The organism is Pseudomonas sp. LRP2-20 (assembly GCF_024349685.1).
Taxonomy (GTDB): domain Bacteria; phylum Pseudomonadota; class Gammaproteobacteria; order Pseudomonadales; family Pseudomonadaceae; genus Aquipseudomonas.
The window spans coordinates 3,670,976-3,688,067 of sequence record NZ_AP025944.1; the positions used below are offsets into that span (position 1 = coordinate 3,670,976).

The following is a 17,092-nucleotide window of genomic DNA, read 5'->3' on the forward strand; positions in this document are numbered from 1 at the left end:
AGTGCACAAAGGTGTGTCGGCCGATCTTCAAACGCCCGCCCACTCGCCTGCCAGCCCCGCACGGCGTTTTGTCAGGCAGCCTCAAGAGAATGTCACGCTGGCCAAATTGCCACACCGGGCCGGGCGGCACACTGCGATTTCTGCATGCCCCCTAACAACATCGGGGTAGCCAATGCGTCGCCTCGACGGGCTCGGCATCTCGTCGGCCCTGGCCGCGAGCAGCGCGTTGCGCGCCGGGTTGAATACAGCAATGCAGGCCAAGGGCGTCGTCATCAGCGATGGCCTTGACCACTGAATCACGCAAGCGTTGTGCCTTTCAGCCCGCTCGGTCAGCGGGCTTTTTTTCGCCCGTAGCTGATGCCCTGGCCAACCAGGGCTCCACCCGTACGCTCAGGGTTAAAGGTAGGTCAAGCAGTTGCCTCGCGTTCCTGGCGATAGCTCTGCAGGGAGGCGATGCGCTGATCGCTCGCGGCCTCGCGCGCCTCGATGATCAACTTGAGTTGCTGCGACGCCTGTACCAGGTAAGCCTGAAGCTCATCACCTCTAATGTATTGACCCGACAGTTTGTTCAACTTGCTCCAGCCATCATTGAACAACTGCACGAAGCGCTCCGAAACAACCCCTACAGCAAGCCATTCCGCAGCCTGGGAGACGAAGAATTCATCGGTACTGAGCCGGATCGCTTCCAGGCGGCTCTTGCGCAACTCTGCACTATTGCCTGCCTTTTCGTACTCTTCCATGCGAACCGTGGCTTCATCGACGATGCACTGCATGAAGTCGGCGAACGACTTGAAGAAGAAGGCAATCTCTTCGACGATTTCCTTGCTGCGCTTGAGTGCCGAAACACTCAGGTTCAGCGACCTGACTGCGAGCTCGATGGTTTGCTCTTCACTGCGCTTGGCATCGAGCAGCACGGTAATCTTGGCCAACTCCGCAACCTGGCCACGCTTGACCTCTTCGTACTTCTCGACATTGTCGAGCATCTGCCGCTCGAGTTCGCGCAGCGATGCACCTTGACGCTGCTGCTCTGCGCCCATCTCATCTGCCGCAGCGCTCAGTTGACGCAAAAATGCGCCCAATTGATCTTCAGCTTGGCTCAGCTGGTTCTGCCCCTCACGCAATTCACCCTGAGCCTTTTCCAGCGCACTGCTCAATGCCTGTCTTTCGGCATCGGTGGTCGCCGCCGCCCGCTGCTGCTCAAGTTCATCCACGCGTTGCTGGCGTGCCTCGACAAGCTTTGATTGACCATTGCGCTTCGCTTCAAGGTTGGTCTTTTCCACCATCTGCTTCGGGTCGACATTGGCGTTACCGAGCAGCCCCGGTGTACCTGCAGCGGCAGCCCCGAGCGCTGCACCAGCCCCGCCCGTCGCCGCCATGGCGGCAATCGGCAGTACAGCGGACACCACTTGCGTAACGGTCTTGAGCAGCGAGGCCCAGAAGGACTTCTGCTCGGCACTCTGGGCTTGCTTGCCATACTCGACGGCCATTTTTTCGAATCGCGCTATCTGCTCCTGCAGTGCACTGACCAGTGAATTCAGTTCTTCCTTGCGCGCCGTGGCCTGAACAATCTCTTCCTTGATTGCCTTGTTGGCTACGATGGTCTCGCTCAGGGCGGTTTCGCTGCTGTCGCTAACTTCCTTGATGTCCTTGAGAATACTGTCGTACTTGACGATGATCGTGTTCAGGCTGCTGCGAACGCCCATGGCAGCCGTGCTGATGCGCTTGGCCATGTCCAGCAGATCCGCCTTGACGAACTGTTTGATTTGTTCAGGGTCGGCACTGTCGCGGACATCCAGCCAGTCAGGGAGCAGTGACGCCAGCTGCCTGCCGATCGTAGCGGCAATGCGAACCGAATCCTTGATCTGGCGCTCACTGTCCTGCTGAGCCTCGACCAACTGGCTCATGATGCGACTGATCTTGACCCGAATGGCACCGTGTTCCTGCGGCGTCGTATTGTAGGCGATATACAAAAGACTGATTGCATGATCAGTATCGGTCTTCGCCCGTGCAGTGTCGTAGTTACCTTCGATCTTACTGACAAACCTGTCGACCAAGGGCGATTGCGCCGTCGGCAATTGCAGTTTTTCCTGCCCAATGATCTCGGCAACCTCGCGAGCGATATCATTCTCCAACAGCACGTTACGATTAGTAATAGAAACGACGTTCGTCATGAGTTTGAGACTCCAATAAACAAAAATTACCATACACGCGACCAAGCCCTGCGAACAGACAAGCATTAACCCAATCGTGCGGACACTAGTAAAGCAACCCAGACCATCCCCAGAGTCAACCGGGGCCTTAACACCTGAACAGTCGACAGAAGTTAGTGCCTGGCAGCGCCTTGAATAAGCGGGAAATCTATCCGGCCAATTTTTACCTTCAGCGCGAACCGGTAAAATCTGGCGCCCTGCATGCAACCCACCATTCGCGTTCCAACGGAACTCTGGCATACATCATGCGCGGCAAAAGTTTTCCAAGTTGTCCGTGGGCTTCTTGAAAATATTGCTCGAACTGCCTGATCGCCTCGCCCCAGCAGGTCGCTGCACTTGTCTTTTCAAGCGGACATTGAGCCCATGCATAGGTAACGTCATCAAGCTGCTCACGAAGCCTGAAACGTTCCGACATGAAGTCCGAATGCAATCTGCTTAGCGATTTCATGAGCCACTCATCATCCCCTCTGCCCAAATACCTCTGATTGGCTGCGGTCAGCGCATCCGTCAAAGCCTGCAGTTCATTTTTCAAGGCGGAATTATTGGCGGAGTAACGATGAGCATTTGTATCCCAGAAATCTTTCAGCGCGCCCACCGCTTTTTTGTACTCTGCGGGAAAAAGCCGTACACCGTCGCCTATGCTCACATCAAAACCAGATAGTGTATCGAGCATGCGCTGGTTCATCGTGTGATAAACAACCAGGCAGTCATTGACACTGGATTCAATCAGCTTATCCCCTGGCGTGAGCGAAAATGCGTCGCTTGAAGAGTCAGCCGAAACGGCACTCGACAACGCGAACGTAACCGCGACCCTGCAGAGTAGAGAATAACCTTTAATAGCTGTCATCGTTGATGGTCCTCAGGCTCGACTAATGGCATTGCACAGACCTGTGCGCCAAAAGATTTAAAGCCCGTTCTTGCAATCAACTAAGCAGGAACTGCATGCTCATCATCACTAATAACCAAATGGAATATAAATATCTTTTATTATTATTTTAAAGCTTATGCGCCATTCGCTATAACGGTTGCCACTGTACAGCCGCCAACACCTGGCCAACTGTCTGCAGCGCAACAGCCGATCAACAGAAAACCGCCAAAAACCAACACTCGCAGTGCGCATCAAGGCTGCAGGCGTTGATTTTCAGCAAAGTTCAAACAGGCACGACGATTGCTCAAGCAAAGTCCCGCTTATTCATCCGGAGACCCGCCATGAGCACCCCCTTGAACGTCGTAGCCCTGTCCGGCGGCACTACCCGCCCGTCGCGCACCCTGGCCCTGACCGAGGCCATCCTCGCCGAACTCAGCCAGCACCTGCACATCAAGCCGCACCTGATTGAACTGGGCGATATCGCCCGGCCGCTGGGTGCCGCGCTGTGGCGCAGTGAACTGCCCGACGCTGTAGAGCAGCAGCTGCGCCTGGTCGAGAAGGCCGACTTGCTGGTGGTGGCCTCACCCGTTTACCGCGGCAGCTTCCCTGGTCACTTCAAGCACCTGTTCGACCTGATCGGCCAGGACGCGCTGGTCGATACCCCGGTACTGCTCGCCGCCACCGGTGGCAGCGAACGCCACGCGCTGGTGCTCGACCACCAGCTACGCCCGCTGTTCAGCTTCCTGCAGGCCCTGACCCTGCCAATCGGCGTGTATGCCAGCCAGGCCGAGCTGGCCGATTACCGGGTTTCCAGCGATGCCCTTGGCGCACGTATCCGCCTGGCCGCCGAGCGCGCCGTGCCGCTGTTCGGCGCCCATCACGCACTCCGTCAAAGCGCCTGAGGAACCGCCATGAATGCACCTTTGCATGCTGCCCGCCCGGCACTGGCGGTCGCGCGCGAACTGGCCACACAGTTCGCCCAGACCGCAGTGGAGCGCGACGAGCGCGGTGGTACGCCCAAGGCCGAACGCGATGCCCTGCGCAGCAGCGGTTTGCTGTCACTGGTGATCCCTCAAGCGTTCGGCGGCCAGGGTGCGAACTGGCATGACACCTTCGAGGTGGTGCGTGAGTTCGCCCGGGTCGACAGTTCGATCGCCCACGTGTTTGGCTTCCATCACCTGATGCTGGCCACCGTGCGCCTGTTCTCGCGCCCGGAGCAGTGGCAACCCTGGTTCGAGCAGACTGCGCGCAAGCACTGGTTCTGGGGCAACGCACTCAACCCGCTGGACACCCGCACCGTGGTCAAGCACTTCGACGGCTGGTGCGAGTTCTCGGGCAAGAAGAGCTTCTGCTCCGGAGCCAGCGACTCGGAAATGCTGATCGCTTCGGCAGTGGACGAGCGTGCTGGCGGCAAGCTGCTGATCGCCGCCATTCCCAGCGGGCGCACCGGCATCACCCTGCACAACGACTGGAACAACATCGGCCAGCGCCAGACCGACAGCGGCAGCGCCACCTTCGAACGGGTACGGGTCGAGCACAGCGAACTGCTGCTCGACCCCGGCCCGTTGAGCACCCCCTTCGCCGCCCTGCGCCCGCTGATCGCCCAGCTGCACTTCGCCAACCTGTTCCTCGGTATTGCCGAAGGTGCCTTTGACGAAGCGCGCCAGTACAGCCTCAAGGAAAGCCGGCCGTGGTTCCGCTCCAGCGCTGCCAGCAGCGCCGAAGACCCTTACGTGCTGCGCCACTACGGTGAGTTCTGGGTGGGCCTGGAGAGCGTGCGCCTGCTGATCGCCCGCGCGGCCCGCCAACTCGACAGTGCCTGGGCCAAGGAGCAGGCGCTGAGCGCCGAGGAGCGCGGTGACCTGGCCCTGGCCATCGGCACCGCCAAGGTCGCGGCCACGCGCCACGGCCTGGACATCTGCAACCGCCTGTTCGAGGTGACCGGCGCCCGCGCCACCCACGCCTCGCTGCGCTTCGACCGCCACTGGCGCAACCTGAGGACGCAAACCCTGCACGACCCGGTGGATTACCGTATCCACGAGCTCGGCGAGTGGGCCCTCGGCGGCAAGCGCCCCGCCCCATCCTTCTATTCCTAAGGATCGCTCATGCAACTGCTGACCCTCCCCCCGTCACCGACATTGGCTACCTCGATCAGGGCGACCGCACAGGTCTTCGAAGACCCCAGGTCGCAGGCGCTGCTCGCCCACCTGCAACAGGTCGCCCCCAGCGAGGCCAGCGTCCTGATCATTGGCGAAACCGGCACGGGCAAGGAGCTGGTCGCGCGCCACATCCACAACCTCAGCGGCCGGCGCAACGGCCCGTTCATCGCGGTGAACTGCGGCGCGTTCTCCGAGTCGCTGGTGGAGGCCGAGCTGTTCGGTCATGAAAAAGGCGCCTTCACCGGCGCCCTGGCAGCCAAGGCCGGCTGGTTCGAAGAGGCCAACGGCGGCACGCTGTTCCTCGACGAGATCGGTGATCTGCCGCTGCCAATCCAGGTCAAGCTGCTGCGCGTGTTGCAGGAGCGCGAAGTGGTGCGCCTGGGGTCGCGCAAGAGCATCCCGATCAATGTGCGGGTGCTGGCGGCGACCAACGTGCAGCTGGAGAAAGCGATCAACGCCGGGCACTTCCGGGAAGACCTGTATTACCGGCTGAACGTGGTGACCCTGCAACTGCACCCGCTGCGCGACCGGCCGGGAGATATCCTGCCGCTGGCCCGGCATTTCATCCGCAGCTACAGCGAACGGCTGGGCTACGGGCCGGTGGAACTGAGCCCCAAGGCCCAGGCCAAGCTGGTCGAGTACAGCTGGCCAGGCAATATTCGCGAGCTGGAAAACGTCATCCACCACAGCCTGCTGACCTGCGGCGACGGGCTGGTGCAGGCGCAGGACCTGCGCCTGTCCAACCTGCGCCTGGAGCGCCAGGAGGATGGGCCGGCAAACCACGGCGTGGAGGACCTGCTGCAACAGGCGTTCAGCCGGTTGTACGAGGAACAGCCCGGGGATTTGTACGAGAAGGTCGAGAATGCCCTGCTGCGCTCGGCGTATCACTTCTGCCATTACAACCAGGTGCATACCGCGCAGTTGCTTGGGTTGTCGCGCAACGTCACGCGCACCCGGCTGATTGCGATCGGAGAGCTGGTGGTGAACAAGCGCCGGGTTCAGGCGCAACAGGTGCTGGATACGCGGGTGGTGCGGTTGTCTATCTGATTGCCGCTATGAACGCCAGGCCCGGTGGTCGGCAGGCCGCTGGTGAAGCCGACCACTGACCAATCATCCGAGTGGATTACCGCTGTCAAGATAACCGTGGAAGATCTCCAGATACCCTTGCAGTTCATTCAGGCGCGAAGTGCGGCGCTGATCACGCTCAGCGCCGAGCTTGTTCAGGTAGTCGATGACCTTGTCCAGGTGCAAATCGAGATCGGTACTGAGCAGGTATTGGCCGCTCAGTTTATTGAGCCTGAGCCACGCAACATTGAAGGAGCGCGCAAACAGGTCGCCCAGTTGCGCAACAGCCAACCATTGCCCGGCCTGTTCGATGAACAGCCCGTCGGTGGTTCTGATCAGATGTTCGATGCGGTTGGGGCCAAGGGATGTAGTTTGCTCAAGGTCCTCATACAGGTCGATGCGCGCCTGCCCATCCGCCACTATGGTCACCATGAAATCTGCAAATGAGCGAAAGAAAAACTCCATGACTTCAACGATTTCAATATTGCGTGTCAGCGCCCGCAAGCTGAGGTTGAAGGCACGGATGCCTAGTTCGACGGTTTTCTTCTCGCGGCAACAGCCGACCAGCAACGCCTTTATTTTGCTCAGTTCATCTTCGTGAACGGCGCACAACTGCTCATACTTCTTGACGCGTTCCAGCAAGGTAATGTGCCGGCGCAGAATCGAGTTCGCTTGCTCCTGTGTTACACGCCCACGCTCATGCGCTTCGGCCACTGCCTGCGCCTGGCAGACATTGCTGAACCGGCACGCCGCTATTATCGAAACGTCCGCTACCGCCTTGAATACCGGATGCGGCAACAGCGTCGAGACCCATTCGACGCCAAGGGCGATAAGGATGCTCATGGCCAGTTTCGATTGCAGGACCTGCTGTTCGTAGCGTTCCACTTCGCCATGGATTTCAGCGGCGAGCTTATCTATCTCCTGCCGACGCTTTTCAGCATCTTGGTATTCAAGCGCGAAGGCTTCATTGTCCTTGATGAACTCACCGAGCGCGATTTCACTGTCATGCTTCGCCTGCAGAGTTTCATCGAGGATCGCGTTGTAGCTTTGCGCGATGGACGCCAGCTCTTGCCTGACTTGCGCAGCTTTACCAGCGATGTCCTTGCCCATCGCCAGCAGGGTTTCGCTGACGAAAGGTCGCAGCTGAGCCAACTGGCCCACACCCCTCACTTTCAGCCAGGCCGGCAATGCCTCGCCGAGTTGCGCATGAATGCCTTGCGCTACCTTTACCGCGTTCGTGATGGCACGTTCACTGTCCTGCTGTGCAGTGATCAGTTTGTCGATGATCTTGTTGATCTGTATGCGAATCTTGTCTTGATCGTGAGGCGTTATGTTGTAGGCGATGATCAGCAGATCGATGGCGTGATCGGTATCACCTTGGAAATCGGCAAGGTTGTATCCGTTTTCAATCTTTTCGATGAAGCTCTGCACCAACGCCGCCTGTGCTTCAGGCAAAAGCAAGGGCTTGCATTTGATCAGCGCATTGACCTGAAGGCGGATACGTTCGGTAATTTCATCGCCATGGGATGTGGACATCTCGATAGCTCCTTACTCACCCGCTACCGGCTCGGCTGCCTCCTGCGCCTGCAGAAGCGTCGCGCTCAACTCCCGAACCAGAGTGAGGTTCTCTCTGTATTCGCTCTGCATCTGCTGGAGTTCAAGGTCCAGTTTGTTCCATAACACCTTAAATTTTCCAATATATTCTTGACTGGCCACTGTTGCCGAGAATAAGCAACCGCTGTCGGCTGAATCGGCGGCCTGGGCTTTTATGCTTTCGATGTTTTCTTTACTGCCCTTGTCGAATTCCTGAGCCTTTTCATGCCATTCGGCAATGACTGTTTCGAGCTTGTCTCGCTGTGCCTCCAGAGTCTTTTGGTAGTCGCCGAGCTGCTGGACGGCTTCATTCAACGATTCGAGCGGCTGGGCAAAGGTGAGGGAAGCCCCCAGGAACAAACAGGCACAGGGCACTGCAATGAATGCGTGATTAAACGAAAGGCTTGCCATCATTGATCATTTCCAAATTGCGTAAAGACGAAGCGCAGGCAGTACCTGCGCTTACCCGCCGACATAGAGGACCGGCCCCCGCCGTCAGGCTTGCTCCGCAGCTTTCTTGATCTGCTGGCGGTAGCTGTCCAAGTCGCTGAGGCGCTGATCCTGCATGGATTTGCGCACCGTCACGATTTTGTCGAGCTGGGTGGCTGCGGTATTGAGATACTCGCCAAGCTGCTCGCCACTGATGTAGTTGCCGTTCAGCGTGTTGAGCTTGCTCCAACCGTCCCTGAAGGTGTCGGCGAACGTCGAGCAAACTCTGGCCGCCGCCAGCCACTGCGCCGTCTGCTCGATGAAGAACACATCGGTGGAGAGAAACACCTGATCACGTTTGTGCTGACGCAACGTTTCGCTCTGGGCCACTTTTTCGTAGCTTGCGACCTGGGCATCGGCACTGTCGCAGACCTGTTGCATGTACGACGAGAACGACAGGAAAAAGTGCGCAATCTCCTCGACGATTTCCTTGGTACGCTTCAACGCCGTCATACTCACGTTGAGCGAACGGATCGCCAGCTCGTTGGTTTCCTGTTCATCCCGCTGGCCCGCCATCAACGTCTTGAGCGTTATCAGCTCGGCAGCGTGCTCACTGCGCTTGGCTTCATAGGCCTCTGCCTTGTCCACCATCTGCAGCTGCAAGTCGCGCAGACTCTTGGCTTTGGTGGTCTGTTGCTCGCTGATTGTATCTGCGAGCTTTTCCAGTTGGGCCAGTGCCCCTTGAATCTCGTCCATCTCGCTCTGGAGCTTGGTGTTTTTCAGCATCGTCGCCTTCTCGGCCTCTTCTGCCTTGTCAATCCGAGCCTGCAAGCCGTTGCTTTCTTCTTCGCTCTGCCCCGACAGCTTCGCCTGTTCGGCCTTGAGCGACTGCACCTGCTCGCGCTGTTTTTCGAGGGTGTCCTGCGAGTCTTTAAGATCGCTTTGCAGACGGCTTTGCTTCTCACGCATCTTGATTGCCTTGTCGGTATCTGCGTTAGTCATCACCCGCTGGCTTACGCTGCCGGCCGCGGCAGCGCCGGCAAGAAGCGGCACGCCGCCCCCACTGACCAGCGCCACGACGGGAAGCACAGCGCTTACGACATCGAGCAACCCCCGCAAGAAAGCCGCACTGGAAGCCTTGCTCTCTGCACTCTCGGCCTGGTTCTGATAATCCTCGGCCAGCTTCTGGAACTTTTCCACCTGCTTGCGCATGTCGTCCACCAGGCCTTCAAGCGCTTCGCTTCTGGCCTTGGAGGCACGTATCTCGTCGGCCAGTTTTGATTGGGCCTTGAGGGTTTCGCCCAGCAGCAATTCACTGCTATCGGTTACGCCTTGGGTTTCGTTAATGATCACGTCATAGTCCTTGGCAATGGCCAACAACCTGTCCTTGACGTTCACGGCCTTTTCTTCGATGAACTTCGCCAGGTCACTCAGGTCCTTGGCGATGAATGCCTTGATCTCCTCGGTGACTTCGCTTTCCTTGATGTCCAGCCATCCCGGAAGCTCATTGCGCAGCCTCTGGTCGATGGTAGAGGCGACCGCGAACGCCTCGTTGATAGTCGTCTCGCTGGCTTGCTGAGCGTCGATCAACTTGCTCATGATGGCCGAGATCTTGTTGCGAATCTGCGCTTGCGACTGAGGCGTCGTGTTGTAGGCGATGTACAGCAACTCAATGGCATGATCGGTGTCGGTCTTGGCCCGGTCCGTGTCATAGCTGCCTTCGATCTGCTCGACGTAACGGTTGACGATCTCTGCGTCACGGCCTGGCAACTGCAGAGGCTGCTGGGTGCGAATCTGTTCGACGTGCTTGGCAATGGCATCGGCCAATTGCGTGGCCTTGCTGACAAAAGGACTGATGGTGGACATGGGCATTCCTCTGCACAGGGGGTGGTCTAAGTGCGAATCGCTATTCAAGAACACCCTGCGCAGGGACACTACTCGGAACTGTTTGCACCCGCCCCACCGCTGCCTTCAGTTCGCACGATCAGAAACGGCTGCGCCGCCGACCCCAGGAAACAGGCCGCCGCCGGCCTGGGCAAGCCCGCTCCGACAGGTACAGCACAGGTCTCGAAGACTGTGGTTATCCTGTGGGAGCGAGCTTGCCCGCGAAGAGGCCGGTACAGGCTTACGCCTTCCGCGGCATCAGATCATAGGGATGCTTCCACCCCGGCACTGCCTGGATCCGCCGTTTCCACGCATCGATATGGCTGAACTCGGTCAGCACGATGCCGGTATCCTCCGGCATGAACACATACCCCGCCAGCGACAGGTCGGCAATGGTCAACCGGCCACCCACCATGAACGGCGCGTTCGCCAGGTGCGCATCGACAATCCGGTAGGCCGCCGTGGCCCGCTCGCGCAGGAAGCCGGTGACTTCGGTCTCGCCGGTCTGCTTCAGGCACAGCAGGAAACGCAGCGCTGCGTAGTAGCTGGTGAACTTGTGGTTGTCGAACAGCATCCAGCGCCAGATCTCGCGCTTCTCGTTGTCGTCGCGCGGGCCGAACTGGCCGGTACGCTCGGCCAGGTATTCAAGAATCAGCGCCGACTGGGTAAGCCGTTGCCCGGCGTGCTCCAGCACCGGCACTTCACCCTGCTCGTTGACCTCGTCGCGCCATTGCGGGTCGCGGGTCTGGCCGTTGAAGAAATCTACGAACACCGCTTGCCAGTTCTGGCCGGTGAGTTCGAGCATCAGCGCAACCTTGTAGGCGTTGCCGGATTCGGCAAAACAATGCAGCGTGTATTCGGACATGAGGTGACCTTCAGTTTCCTTTGAATGATCGGCTGGCCCACGCGGGGCTAACACAGACTACACAAAAGTATGCTTAGATGCGCCGATCAACCTGCCAGGAAGGCCCTAATGCCCTACCCCACACTGCCCCGTACCCTGTCCACCCCACGCACGTTGCTGGTCCGCCCTGCCCCGGCTTTTGCCCAGCAGCTGCAACAGGCCCTGGTCGACAGCTACACCCTGCACCAACCGTTCCTGGCCTGGGCCAAGCCTGACTGGACCTTGAGTGAAGTGCGCGACAGCCTGCAACTAAGCGCCGAGGAGTTCCTCGACCCGGCCAAGGAAAAGCGCTATTTCGTGCTGGCCGCAGGCAGCGGCGAGGTGATCGGCTGCATCGGCCTGCGCCCCGGCAATGACGAGTACGAAGTGGGCTATTGGGCGAACCGCGCCAGCAGTGGCCAGGGCCTGATGCGCGAAGCGCTGACCTGCCTGCTGGATGCCGTGGATGCCCCGGTGTGGCTGACCACCGACATCGACAACCACGCCAGCCAGCGCCTGGCCGAACGTGCCGGGTTCGTGGCAGCTGGCAGCCAGCTGACCGAAATCGACCCGAGTACCCCACGGCCGCTGTACCGCCGCAACCCCGCCGGCCGTAGGTGAGCCCGACTAAATCGGCGACGTGGCCACGGCGCAGATTAACCTCAAGCTCAACCTGCACGCCCAATCGATCCTGTGCGGTCGGGCGTAGGGTCGGCTGACTGCCTGGGCTCAATGAATGGTCCGCCGGGCCCTGGCCCGCGCCAGTTCGATGACCTCGGCCCAGGTGTCGTTCTCGTCTTCCGACACGGTGAACCACGGATACACCTGCACCCGCCGTTCGTAGTTCGCCCACTCGCCTTCCACGTCCTCGCCGTTGGCGCACACCACCTTGTACTCACGGCCCAGGGCATCGTAGTAGTGGGTGTCGGCGTAGATGCCTTCGCGTGCGCTGTCGTCGCTGACCCAACGCCAGTCGTTGAGGTAGAACGGCAACCACACGCGCACCGCCTGGCCCTTGTTGTCGAACTCGGTCTTGCCGGTCACCGCCCAACGCACCTTGGCATGCTGGATGATGGCCTTGTCCTTGTCGTCGGTCTGCAGGCCACCGGCCTGGGTGCGCACGAAGGCTTCGCCCGCGGGGTTGAGAATGGCGGTTTGCAAAACCTGACCGCCGCCGTTGAGCACCACCTTGACCCTGACCTGCTGCTCGGGGTCGCTGTCGTAGCGGTCGGTCTGCAGCTGGATGACGTGGGGCGGCGTGCGGCCCTGCATGCTGTCTGGAACAGGAATGCCATCACGCCGCAGGCGCTGCGCGTCGCGTTGCCAGGCCAACTCGCCGCAACGCCGTTGACTGTCGACGCTGCCGTCGGGGTTCAGCGCCAGAGGCATCCAGCTGTCGGCAATGATGGTGAACGCCTGGGCCACTGGCACCTTCTTGGTCAAGTTCAATGCCACTGCTTCATCGACCGTCGCCGGCGGCGTGAAGGCTATTTCGGGGCTGTAGCCGCTCATGATCGCCTGGTCACTGCCGCCAGGTGTTTCCGTGCCGTAGAAACGCGTGTGCATGACACGGCCCAGGGCATCCAACTGCACTTCATGGGTGTTGTCGTTGGGGTCCTTCATGCGTATCGGGCTGATGAAGCGCCAGTCGAATGCCTCGATTCGGTTAATCAGGCCCGCCGCATCGGTCGTCGCGCATACCGCGATGGCATGGGGCGAATATTCCAGCGTGGTCCGGCCGGTGACGGTGTTTTCCTGCACGCGGTGGGGTAACCAGAATCTTTCGGCACCGTGGTACAGGCTGATGCCGTGGTGCCCGGCGTAGAGCTCCTCGACCTGCGGGGCGCCGATGATACCCGGTGCACCTTGGTCATGGGGGTCATGCGGATCGGCCAGTTCCGGCGCGTCAGGTAGCTGGCTCATGGCGACGTAGCCGCCGCGCTTGAGCAGTTCGGGTAATGACTCGGCTTGCACGCGGGTGTTCAACAGCGTGCGCACCTCGTTGAACCATCCGTGTACGACTTGCTGCTGCGCCTCGGTGCCCGATTGCAAGTTCGACAGCAGCATGCGCCAGAACAGTCCTACCTCCTCCTCCTGGGCCAGGGCGGCATCGACCTTGTCATGCATGATGGCCAAGTCGGTGCTGCCTTCCTCTTCATACTGGGTAAACCAGGTCAGCACTGTGCACAGGTACTCATCCGGTACTCGACTTTTCCGGTAGACCTTTTTCAGCAGGTCCTCTGGCAATGCAGGGTCATCGGACCAGAGCAGCCGCAGTCGCAGCGCACCCACCGCGATCACCGCCTTCAACGCCGCGCGCATCACCGCACTGGCGGCTTTATCATGCGGCGCCTCCTTCAGATAAGCGAACAGCAAGGGATAAAGCGTTGTGCCGTGCGGCAGCGCCGGCAGACGCCGACGCACCCGCAGCAAGGCCTCAGGGTGATTATCGGGGGCCTCCAGCGCTTGCTGCACCAGGTCGAGCAAGGTCTGCTCGAAGGTTGGCCGCAACACATCCAGCGAGGCCTTGTCGAGCATCGCGGTGCGGGTGTAGGCGACCAGCGCCTGGCGCGTCGGGCGGTTGGCTACGCCTTGGCCATCGGCGCTGCGCCAGACCACTTTCTCGTAGCCGGCCAGGGTGATCCGGGTTGGGTCGTTCAATGGCAACCCGTTCTCCAGCAGCCATTCCAGGGTGAACCCCGACTGCGGTACAGCGGCCGCCGTGAAGTGAATGACATCCTTGCGCACGGTATCCGGCAGGCCGACGACAAAGGTATCGTCGCTGACCAGGTTGTGCACCGTGCTGCGCGTCAGGTTGACCCAGCAATCGTATTGCTGCGAGTCGCAACTGGCCTCGATCAGGCCTTCGGGCAAGGTTTTCGGGTAGATCTTGCGCGCTGTTTCTTCAGCTTTGAGCTCGGTTTCCGTGAGCTGTCGGGGGTAATGAATGGTGACGCTCTGCAAGACCGCACCAAAGGCATCCTGCTCGAGGATGATCTGCTGTTGAACCACCGGGTCCAGGGGGACGCGTTCACAGGTAAACGACAGGGTCTGCACGGGTGTGGCCATGACCGCAGGCCGTTGCGGGTCGGCCGTTTCATAGGCGCGCAGCTGCAGCCTTGACCGGCTGACACCATAAGGCCGCATGGCCCAGGGATGGTCGTCGTCGCCATAGGTTTCCACGCGCATCACCTGGCCACGCAGGCCACGGAACAGCCAGGCGCGCAGCGCTGAGCCGGGCTCGGGGTGCAACGTCTGCTCGCCATCATCGCGCCATTGGGTGAAACGCACGGCAGCGGGATCGAAGCGGCCGTCCATCTCGGTAAAGGCCTGCTCCGCAACCGCGTCCCGCGCCTCGATGCCCGAGTAGAACCACGTGCAGGTCCTGGCCGGTGGTGACAGCTGGGTGGCCCTGGCGTTCACCAAGGCGTGGGTATCGGTCTGGATCAACCGCCTGAAGCCGGCGAACTCGCGTTCCTTGCCGTCCCACACGCCGCCCAGGTAGGTGGTTTCGCTGCCCATCTGCAAACCGGTGATCCGGTTGACCCGGGTCACCCGGCTGAGCGTATGGACCGGGAACGGCAGGTAGCTGACCGGTGCCTTGCCGGTGCGGCGCAGCACTTGCGCCTTTTCGTCGAGCCAGGCCTGGGCCGAACTGCGGTACGTCAACTGGGTCTCGCTGCCGGCGTTGTCACACACCGTCTCCAACAGCCAGGGGCGGCGGTCGTTGAAGCGGTACAGCCAGCTGCGCGGCTGTTTGTCCGGCGTTGCATGGTGCGCCGTCAACAACAGATCGGCAGTGCCCTGGCCGCGCAGGTCGGCCACCTGAAGCTTGCAATCGTTATCCAGCACCACGCCGGTTGGCGCCGGAATGAACGCGCCTTCCTGGTAACGATTGCCGCTCTGGCTGACGAACACGCGAATGCCGTTCGGTTGCATATAGAGGATATCGCTGGTGCCTGAGCCGTCGGTATCGGCCAGGAACACCCGTGATGCATTGAAGTGCTCGACCTTGAAACCGTCGATCCTGATGGCATCGGCAAAGCGGCCATAGCCCAGCGAAGGCCACATCGTCACGCCCTGGCCGGTGATACGCAGCAGATGCGCCTGGCCGCTGCCGGCCGGATCGGCGAAGGCCACCAGCGCATGCTCGGAGGTGTCCATCGAGGGCAAGGGCTCACGCCCCTCGTAGGCCTGATTGAGTGCGGCCAGCCAACCGGCCGTGCCATTGCCAGGGTAAAGGCGCACGCTTTTGGGCCCCAGGGCACGCAACAGCACCACATCGCTCTGGCTGTCGCCGGTCAGGTCGGTCAGTTGCACATGCGGGTGGTTGAATTCGCTCGGCAACGCCTGCAACGGCACCAATCCCCCCCAGCTACCGTCCGGCTCCAGGGTAAAACTGCCGCTCAGCCCTGTGGACGTCACCAGCCAATCCGGTTTGCCGTCGCCATTGAGGTCGATCAGCATGCCCATCGCGTCGTTAGGCTGGCGTTTCAAGCGCTTCGCCTTGGCCCAGGTGATGGCATCCGCCCCCTTGCCGGGCAAACGCTGCGGCTCACGGTAATACCAGGCGCCTTTGTCGATGAAGAGCACGCCCGGTACGCCCTCGCCGTAGAGGTCGGCCAACTGCCACGCGGGCGACCAGAAGCCGTTGAGCTCGGGAACCTCTTCCCAACCGGGTTCTTCACGACCGGGAAGGCTCAGCCTGAATTCCAACAATGGCATTGCGCTGGCGGCTTCATGGGTGACCTGCCACACGGATGTCAGCATGCTGGTCACTGGGCTGCTGTCGTACTCCAGGTGCAGGCGGGCGACCCGTTCGGGTGTATTGTCGTCCTTCCCTGCCATACGGGCCGTGCGATGCCACAGCAGGACATCGCGGCACAGGCGGCGAATACGCGTGTTGAAGCCGTAGCGCCAGAATGAATAGCAGTCCTCACGAACGGGCCATGGCTGCTGCGGTTCAACGGGTGACGGTACTTCAGGGTCGGCCCCCCGTTCGCCGTAATCAAACACGGTAAAGGTCAGGAAATCACTCTCCTTGAACGCGCCCTGTGGAATCAGCAAGTCATCGGAAGGCGTGACGTTCATGGCATAGACAGCAGCCAGGTATACATGGGTGACCTGCGGGTGGGCCGCGAGTTCGGCCCCGCTGCAGCCTGCATCGTCTTCGCCGCGGTAGCGATAGACCACATGCTCGCCATGGTTGGATAGCGTTTCTTCGAGGTACCAGCAGGCGACATGCTCGGGGATTCGCGGGTCTTGCAATCGGGCCGCGGGCGACCAGCCGTACAAGGACAAACTGCCATCGGCCAGCCATTGCAACCAGAAACCAGGGGCGTCCTCGGCACCCTCGTCCACCCAGTGCTCCAGGCGCTCCGCCGGGGCCCCATGACGGGCGCACCAAGGGGTGACGGTAAACGTGCTGGCAGTACCGGGGAACGGTGCCTTGCGGCCCTTGACCGGTGCACCGGCACTCAGGATCTCCTCACCTGTAGGCCCGGCCAGGCGATCGCCGACCCTGTACGTCGGGAAGCCGAAGCGGGTCGTGCGCACCACGGCCGGCAGCGCGCAGTCCCAGCCGGCACCGAACGCGCTGTTGCCGCCGCCTGAGGAGTATTGCAGGGTCAGCTGGGCCGACAGCGCCCGGCCGGCCGGAGATGGCAGCGGCAATTGCCAGCCGGCAGCACCGTCCGGGCCGCCGGCGGAGAGCATGCCACCGCCGATGGAGACGGTGCCGCCGCCTTTGGGCAGCGCGGGGGCAGTGAAGAATGACGAGCTGGGGGTTTCCGATACCTGTGAAGAAAGTGCGGAAGATTCAAGCATCATGAGTACTCCATAGGCATTTTCCGTTACCTACCCGCCCAGCCACGTGTGCAGACAAGAAAGCTGGGTTCGGTCAGGGGAGATTGGCAGAAATGTCCCCTACGAAGACCGACTGACCCAGCCAACGGGATAAAAGCACGGTCTCCTGGCGCAAAGCAGTCATCGAACCGTACAC

At 60.6% G+C, this 17,092-nt stretch carries 12 protein-coding genes; 5 read left to right on the top strand and 7 right to left on the bottom strand.

What is annotated here, in order from left to right:
* The first annotated feature begins 172 nt into the window (after positions 1–172).
* Complete coding sequence (locus tag OCX61_RS16315) at positions 173–295, top strand: hypothetical protein (protein WP_261940439.1); 123 nt, start codon at positions 173–175, stop codon at positions 293–295.
* A 112-nt stretch (positions 296–407) separates the two neighbouring features.
* Here the strand turns inward: OCX61_RS16315 and OCX61_RS16320 are convergent, their stop codons facing one another.
* Both OCX61_RS16320 and OCX61_RS16325 read right to left on the bottom strand, forming a co-directional pair.
* Complete coding sequence (locus OCX61_RS16320) at positions 408–2,171, bottom strand: coiled-coil domain-containing protein (RefSeq protein WP_261940440.1); 1,764 nt, start codon at positions 2,169–2,171, stop codon at positions 408–410.
* 208 nt (positions 2,172–2,379) lie between these two features.
* Positions 2,380–3,057 carry a hypothetical protein gene (locus OCX61_RS16325; RefSeq protein ID WP_261940441.1) on the bottom strand — a complete coding sequence of 226 codons (678 nt, stop codon included), beginning with the start codon at positions 3,055–3,057 and terminating at the stop codon, positions 2,380–2,382.
* A gap of 362 nt (positions 3,058–3,419) precedes the next feature.
* Here OCX61_RS16325 and msuE point away from each other — a divergent pair, with 362 nt between their 5' ends.
* The 3 genes from msuE to sfnR are packed head-to-tail and all read left to right on the top strand — an operon-like array spanning position 3,420 to position 6,284.
* A complete protein-coding gene (msuE, locus tag OCX61_RS16330) occupies positions 3,420–3,980 on the top strand; it encodes an FMN reductase (RefSeq protein ID WP_261940442.1) in 561 nt (186 codons plus the stop codon).
* A gap of 9 nt (positions 3,981–3,989) precedes the next feature.
* Entirely contained in the window at positions 3,990–5,174 is a 1,185-nt protein-coding gene (locus OCX61_RS16335) for an acyl-CoA dehydrogenase family protein (protein ID WP_261940443.1), read from the top strand.
* Between the two features lie 9 nt (positions 5,175–5,183).
* On the top strand, positions 5,184–6,284 hold the full coding sequence (sfnR, locus tag OCX61_RS16340; protein ID WP_261940444.1) for a sigma54-dependent transcriptional activator SfnR: 1,101 nt from the start codon (positions 5,184–5,186) through the stop codon (positions 6,282–6,284).
* Between the two features lie 63 nt (positions 6,285–6,347).
* Here the strand turns inward: sfnR and OCX61_RS16345 are convergent, their stop codons facing one another.
* From OCX61_RS16345 to OCX61_RS16360, 4 genes are all read right to left on the bottom strand, one after another.
* A complete protein-coding gene (locus OCX61_RS16345) occupies positions 6,348–7,838 on the bottom strand; it encodes a hypothetical protein (RefSeq protein WP_261940445.1) in 1,491 nt (496 codons plus the stop codon).
* 12 nt (positions 7,839–7,850) lie between these two features.
* Entirely contained in the window at positions 7,851–8,309 is a 459-nt protein-coding gene (locus OCX61_RS16350) for a hypothetical protein (RefSeq protein WP_261940446.1), read from the bottom strand.
* A gap of 81 nt (positions 8,310–8,390) precedes the next feature.
* Complete coding sequence (locus OCX61_RS16355; RefSeq protein ID WP_261940447.1) at positions 8,391–10,259, bottom strand: hypothetical protein; 1,869 nt, start codon at positions 10,257–10,259, stop codon at positions 8,391–8,393.
* A gap of 190 nt (positions 10,260–10,449) precedes the next feature.
* Positions 10,450–11,073 carry a glutathione S-transferase family protein gene (locus OCX61_RS16360; RefSeq protein ID WP_261940448.1) on the bottom strand — a complete coding sequence of 208 codons (624 nt, stop codon included), beginning with the start codon at positions 11,071–11,073 and terminating at the stop codon, positions 10,450–10,452.
* Between the two features lie 108 nt (positions 11,074–11,181).
* Between OCX61_RS16360 and OCX61_RS16365 the strand changes: the two genes are divergently transcribed.
* Positions 11,182–11,712, top strand: coding sequence for a GNAT family N-acetyltransferase (locus OCX61_RS16365; protein ID WP_261940449.1), 531 nt, complete (start codon positions 11,182–11,184; stop codon positions 11,710–11,712).
* Positions 11,713–11,820: 108 nt separating this feature from the next.
* On the opposite strand, the gene OCX61_RS16370 is transcribed toward OCX61_RS16365, so the two are convergent.
* On the bottom strand, positions 11,821–16,917 hold the full coding sequence (locus OCX61_RS16370) for a SpvB/TcaC N-terminal domain-containing protein (RefSeq protein WP_261940450.1): 5,097 nt from the start codon (positions 16,915–16,917) through the stop codon (positions 11,821–11,823).
* Positions 16,918–17,092: the final 175 nt, after the last annotated feature.